This window comes from Cyclobacterium sp. L-R (assembly GCF_056859355.1).
On the sequence record NZ_JBSXOH010000030.1, the window covers coordinates 1 to 5,440 of the forward strand.

4 protein-coding genes are annotated in these 5,440 nt (G+C 38.8%); all 4 read right to left on the bottom strand.

All coding sequences use genetic code 11. From position 1 onward, the window contains the following. Positions 1–389 precede the first annotated feature (389 nt). The 4 genes from AC13EX_RS02315 to AC13EX_RS02330 all read right to left on the bottom strand — a co-directional run bounded on the left by AC13EX_RS02315 (position 390) and on the right by AC13EX_RS02330 (position 5,188). The gene (locus AC13EX_RS02315) at positions 390–761 is read right to left on the bottom strand and encodes a BlaI/MecI/CopY family transcriptional regulator (RefSeq protein WP_482891385.1); all 372 of its coding nucleotides are present in this window, start codon (positions 759–761) and stop codon (positions 390–392) included. 750 nt (positions 762–1,511) lie between these two features. After that, positions 1,512–3,131 carry an ATP-dependent DNA ligase gene (locus AC13EX_RS02320; RefSeq protein ID WP_482891386.1) on the bottom strand — a complete coding sequence of 540 codons (1,620 nt, stop codon included), beginning with the start codon at positions 3,129–3,131 and terminating at the stop codon, positions 1,512–1,514. After that, complete coding sequence (locus AC13EX_RS02325; RefSeq protein ID WP_482891387.1) at positions 3,128–4,144, bottom strand: ligase-associated DNA damage response exonuclease; 1,017 nt, start codon at positions 4,142–4,144, stop codon at positions 3,128–3,130. Before AC13EX_RS02325 ends, AC13EX_RS02320 begins: the two co-directional genes overlap by 4 nt. A gap of 111 nt (positions 4,145–4,255) precedes the next feature. After that, positions 4,256–5,188: a mechanosensitive ion channel family protein gene (locus tag AC13EX_RS02330; RefSeq protein ID WP_482891388.1), complete on the bottom strand. Its 933-nt coding sequence runs from the start codon at positions 5,186–5,188 to the stop codon at positions 4,256–4,258. Positions 5,189–5,440 lie beyond the last annotated feature (252 nt).

The following is a 5,440-nucleotide window of genomic DNA, read 5'->3' on the forward strand; positions in this document are numbered from 1 at the left end:
CAAAATTAGGTACCTGTTCCAAGTGAAGGGAAAGGTATGCCCCTAAACTGGTAAACCGACAGGCAACCGAGCCAGAAAATCAAAAACATTCAATTTTGAAACCCAAATAGTAAGCTAAAAGGCTTAACTTAATAGCATTGCATTAGACACCACTATTTCTGGCGCATTCCCGGCCTCGGAAAAAAACATCGAATCGGTAATCACTTTTTCCACCACCGGAAGCGCTGACACCCGATTGGTAAAAGTCAGCAGGGGTACAATGAATGAAAAAATTAAACTGCCAATGAGGTAAAACCTGTTGAATCGAAGCATTCTTTCTTCCTCTAAGATCAATTTATAGAAAGCCAAAAACAATGCAGAACAAACAATTTATTTAATGAAGTAAACTGTCATTTTTCCTTTCTTTTAATTTCCTGATCTACAATTTTTTTAAGGTCTTCCAATTCAGTTGTTGTAAGATCTGTGGCTTTAGTAAAAAACGAAGCAAACTGCAGTGGTGAATTGTCAAAGTAATTTTTAATCATTCCCTTCACATGCTTTGAAAAGTAATCCACCTTCTTCACCAAAGGATAATATTGCCGGGAATTCCCAAACGCCTTGTAGGCAACAAATTTTTTGTCTTGCAACCTTTTTAACAAGGTGGAAATTGTTGTAGTAGCAGGTTTTGGTTCAGGATAAGATTCAATAATGTCTTTCATGAAAACTTTGCCTTGCTTCCAGATAAACTCCATTAGTTGCTCTTCTTTTTTCGACAATTGCATTGCTCTATATTTATATATACTGATCTACATTTATACTTCTTACTCTACAAATGTAGACTAAATATTTAAACAAACAAACTTTCAAACGAATTATTTAATAGGAAATACATTATTTCCCGAGAACACCCCATCTAACTAGAAATTAGCAGGTTATAAAAAATACACATAAACACGTCCATTAGGACATGTTTTTCATCATGATGAAATGGGAAACTCTTTTGAATAAACTTATCAAATTCTTTCAACCCGGATTATGTAATAGGATTTCTCCGTCCTGACAATAGTCAGGGGTGAAGTCTGTCCCGTGTTTGCGGGAAGTGTGGCAATCGCAAGAAAATCAGGTCTGTTTGGAGATTTTAGCATAGCACCGCTATGGTGAAATTGAAAATAGCAACGAAGTGGCTGTTTTCAAAGCGATTTCAGCACGTAATAGAATGTCTATTGCATATTTCGGGTTTAATTATTTTCACAATTGGTTTTTGCTGCATATTCGAAGCCCTCAAATTAAAATTAAATAACAGCATTAAAAATTTTTCTTTGAGCTGAAATCACCTTCTAAGAAAAAAAAAACAATAAAAAGTAATTTCATAGGACCTAAAAATCCAGGCTAAAGGTAAACCTGATCCTGAATACTGCAATTACAATCTTGTCCTGATTGGAGACAATACCTTAAAAAGAAAATTATCCAAAATCACAAGCGCCATTTCGGACTCTTTTTTCATACTCAAATTACTGCCCCTACAACTTTTCTCAACCGTATAAATCCAATAGCTTTTCCAAGTCATCCAAAGTATTGGCCTCCTTGGCAGGCTTGTCCTTTCGCCACCTAAACATCCTAGGAAACCTCAATGCCACTCCTGATTTATGCCGGGAGGACCTGGCAATCCCTTCAAAAGCGATTTCAAAAACCAATTCAGGTTTTACACTCCTTACAGGTCCAAAACGGTCTACCGTATTGCGCTTCACAAAAGCATCTACCTGATTAATTTCTTTATCTGTTAAACCTGAATAGGCCTTAGTGAAAGGGACTAGCTCTTCACCCTTCCATACAGCAAAAGTATAGTCTGTATACAAATTGGCTCTTCTACCGTGTCCCCGCATGGCGTAAATCATCACTGCATCAATGGTAAGTGGATCGACTTTCCACTTCCACCAATCCCCCTTTTTACGACCCACTTTATAAGTGCCGGCTTTGTGCTTTAGCATTAATCCTTCCGCATGATACTGTCTGGATTTCTCCCTTTCTTTTACCAATTCTTCCCAATTGTTAAAGTCCACCAGATTCGAAATCAGAAGTTTTTCAGAAGCAACCTGCTTTACCAATTTCTCCAGTTCAACTCTTCGGTCCTGCATGGGTTTTTCCCGGATATCTGCTCCATTATGCTCAAGCAGGTCATAGGCAATCATTAAAACAGGTGCTTTTTTTAGAATGGCTTTGCTTACATTCTTCCTTCCTATCCGGCTTTGCAATACATTGAAGCCTAAAGGTTGACCGTTTTCGAAAGCAATGATCTCACCATCGATTACAGTTCCATTAGGTAATACATTTCTAAGAACATCAAATTCCGGGAATTTATCGGTTACCAATTCCTCTCCTCTGGACCACACAAACAATTGGTCCTCCCGAACAATTAGTTGCCCTCTGATGCCATCCCATTTTCTTTCAGCCATCCATTCACTCGTAGCGCCTAATTCCTGAGGTTCCCCCTCAATGGCATAGGCGAGATAAAAAGGATAGGGTTGTGAGATTTGATCTGCCGGATCACTTTCAATGATTAATTGATGGTAGGTTGTACTCTCCGCTCTCCAATCACCCATTAAGCGATGCGAAAGAGTATTTTCTTCAATACCACTGTGTTTGGCCAAGGCACGCGTCATTAACTTCTGAGAAACTCCAACGCGCCAACCTCCGGTCATCAGCTTGTTGAAAACAAAACGTTCGGTTTCATTCAACTGATCCCATGCCCAAAGTACCTTTTCTTTTTTTGTTTTCAAGATCCCCTCTTCTGTTTCAGGCCCCTCCTCTTCAAGGTCTTTTAAATCTATGATAAATGTTATCCATTCACTGAGGCTTTTGTCGTGCTTGCTTTCCAGGTTAGGGTGCATCAAGGCCATAGTTTCTGCAAGGTCTCCCACGATATGGTAAGATTCTTCAAACAACCACAACGGAACATTGGCAACCTCTGCAGACCATTGCCGCAACAAGGCTGTCCTTACACTCCTTTTGGGTTTTCGGTGGCTTAATAAGGCTATCGTCCACAATTTATCCTTGTCACTTGCTTCATTAAAATAATCTACCAAAGCAGCCACCTTTTTCAGGGTTTTGGTAGTTTGATCAAGCTGAGTAAAAAGTCGGACAAAGTTTTTCATGCGGCATCTGATTTTTCAGTTTCTTCCAATACTTCCCCTTCAAATTCAGTGGCCTCAATTTGCGTAGCTATGCCTTGATCATTTAGCCACTTACTAAAAATATTGGTATAACCATGCGTAACAATCACCTTTTCGCATTCAGTAGCTTTTATGGCTGTATTTAGTCCTTCCCAATCTGCGTGGTCAGACAATACAAAACCTCGGTCTACCGACCGTCTTCTTCTGGGGCCTCTCATTTTCATCCAACCTGAAGCAATGCCTACTTCAAATGGTTGAAACTTCTTTTGCCAAGAGGTACCTAAGGCAGAAGGCGGTGCAATGACCAAAGCGCCTTTGTATTCATTTTTGTTGATTTCAGGCCTAACATAAGTCGTCTCATTCAATTCAACACCCATATCTCGGATAATTTCATTGGTTTTCTCAATAGCTCCATGCGTAAAAATACGACCAATGGAGGGGTCAATTCCCTGAATCAAACGCTGTGCTTTCCCTAATGAGTAACCAGTTAAAATAGTAACCTTGTCTTCGGCATTGTTTTTTCTCCACCAACTATTGATCTCCTCAAACACCTCTTTCTGGTCCTGCCATTTAAAAACCGGCAAACCAAAGGTACACTCCGTGATAAATGTATTGCACCTTACTGGTTCAAAAGGGGTTGAAAACCCATCGTCTTCCAATTTATAATCTCCTGAAGCTACCCAAACCTCTCCTTTATATGCTACCCGAACCTGTGCCGAACCAATGATATGCCCTGCTGGATAAAAACTAAAGTCCACCCCATTGATTGTTTTATGTTCACCATATTCCATTGACTCTATATGGATATCCGACCCCAATCGATGTTGTATAATGGGTTTGGACAAATGGTGGGAGAGGTAAAATTTATTGCCCCAGCGAGAATGATCGGCATGGGCATGGGTGATGATGGCATAGTCTACCGGCTTCCATGGATCGATATAGACATTTGCCCTTTCGCAAAAAATACCTTTTTCAGTGAATTGCAGTAAGGCCATAATTCAATAACTGGGCTTGGTGAGAATACCTTAATATCGCTCCCTTTCCGAAAACATCGGGAGTTAAGGATAATTTGTCGTTAAAACCAAAATAGGCATTCAATTTTTGATTTAGCTGGATGAGTTCCGTTTGCTTTTTTCTCCTAAATTTGATTGCATTTCTATTTGGGGTAATATCTCATTCAATTTTTCACCCCCTTTAATTCCAAAATCCAATGTTCTGATTGGGAAAGGAATCATGATGTCTTCTTTATCAAATGCTTTTTTGATGGCTATAATTGCTTCACTTTGGCTTTTCAGGAACTCCAGTTGACTTTTAAATTCCACCCAAATCATGATTCTAAAATCAATAGAGCTGCTTCCAAAAGCCAAATAAACAAGATCAATGTCTTTGTTTTTATTGATATTCGGGGTATTTCTCACTGCTTCAATGGCAATGTCTCTCACGCGTTCCAAATCCTCCCCATAGGATACGCCTACATTTAGGTCTATTCTTTTATAAGTATTCTCGGAATCATTTACCAAAGGATTCTGAAACAGCATTTTATTGGGAATAATAACTTCTTGCCCCTGAAAGGATGTCAATTCAGTAGTACGTATTCCAATATGTTTTATCACACCGCTGTGGCCTTCACAATGAATTACTTGTCCAATTTTAAATGGACGTTTGATGGCCATGAAAAACCCAGCAATAAAATTGGTAGCAATGTCTTGAAAAGCAAAACCCAAGGCCAAGCCAATAATTCCCGCACCGGCAAGCAATGAAGAAACTGTCTTGTCAAGGTTTAGAAAACTTAAGGCTGTAAAGAGACCTATTGTCACAACTATGATATAGATAACTTTAGAAATTATGGAAGAAAGAGATTTATTCTTTATTGCCTTATCCAGTAGTTTATCACTAATATTCCTAACTAATCTCCCCGCAAAAATAAATGCTATTAGCACCAAAACTGCTACTACAAAGTTTGGAAGCATTTTAACCAGAAGCTCTAACCATCCAGTTAATTTTTCAGCTATAATATCGTAATATTTATTAATCTCCATGATGTAGTTTTGAATTAACAATTGAACAGTTTTAATACTACCTCTGATGCGAATCTGCGTTTATAAAGATTTACCAACACAGCTCACTTAACATTAACATTTTTCAGTAAAGATTGTTTTACACACCTTAAACCCGGATTATGTAATAGGATTTCTCCGTCCTGACATAGTCAGGGGTGAAGCCTGTCCCGTGTTTACGGGAAGTGTTGCAATCGCAAGAAAATCAGGCTGTTTGGAGATTTTAGCATAGCA

What these genes read in the sequence shown, in the direction of transcription:
- AC13EX_RS02315 (WP_482891385.1), bottom strand. Translation starts at nt 761, where the DNA reads ATGCAATTGTCGAAAAAAGAAGAGCAACTAATGGAGTTTATCTGGAAG.
- AC13EX_RS02320 (WP_482891386.1), bottom strand. Translation starts at nt 3,131, where the DNA reads ATGAAAAACTTTGTCCGACTTTTTACTCAGCTTGATCAAACTACCAAA.
- AC13EX_RS02325 (WP_482891387.1), bottom strand. Translation starts at nt 4,144, where the DNA reads ATGGCCTTACTGCAATTCACTGAAAAAGGTATTTTTTGCGAAAGGGCA.
- AC13EX_RS02330 (WP_482891388.1), bottom strand. Translation starts at nt 5,188, where the DNA reads ATGGAGATTAATAAATATTACGATATTATAGCTGAAAAATTAACTGGA.